Source organism: Bradyrhizobium sp. BRP20, assembly GCF_020194215.1.
GTDB lineage: Bacteria > Pseudomonadota > Alphaproteobacteria > Rhizobiales > Xanthobacteraceae > Bradyrhizobium > Bradyrhizobium yuanmingense.
Window position 1 is genome coordinate 1 of the sequence record NZ_JADYVY010000107.1, and the last position, 427, is coordinate 427.

The 427-nt window shown below is 72.6% G+C and carries 1 pseudogene; it reads left to right on the top strand.

Features of this window, described 5'->3' with window-relative positions:
• Positions 1-427: pseudogene (locus I6F33_RS38015) on the top strand (hypothetical protein); the annotation flags it as partial.

A 427-nucleotide genomic window follows, 5' to 3' on the forward strand; every position in this document is an offset into this window, starting at 1 on the left:
GGTGTTCACCGCACTCGGCTGGGTGCATCCCGCCCGCGTCGAAGAGTGGCGCCGCGGGCGGTTCAGCCCCCTCGCCAAGGAACTTCCCGTCGATAACACGCGCATCGCCGAAGCCCTGGAGTGCCTGGGCAGCTGGGCCAGAGCCAACGGGCTGAGCCCGTCCGACAGCGCTTACGTCGCGGGCACCCGGGATCGCCGCGACCTGCGGTTCACCGACGACGACGCGCTCGATCGCCTGTGCCGCACGCATTGGCTGGCCCCGGGACTGACGGACAAGCAACGCGCCCGCCTCACCGAACGGCAGAACAAGGCGCCGGACCTCGCCGTGACCACCGCAGGCAACGCCTGGACCTGCGTGGGCTGCGCGACCCGTGGCGCGGCCGGGGACCTGCACCTGCCCGACGGCGACGGCCACCTGTGCCTCGCC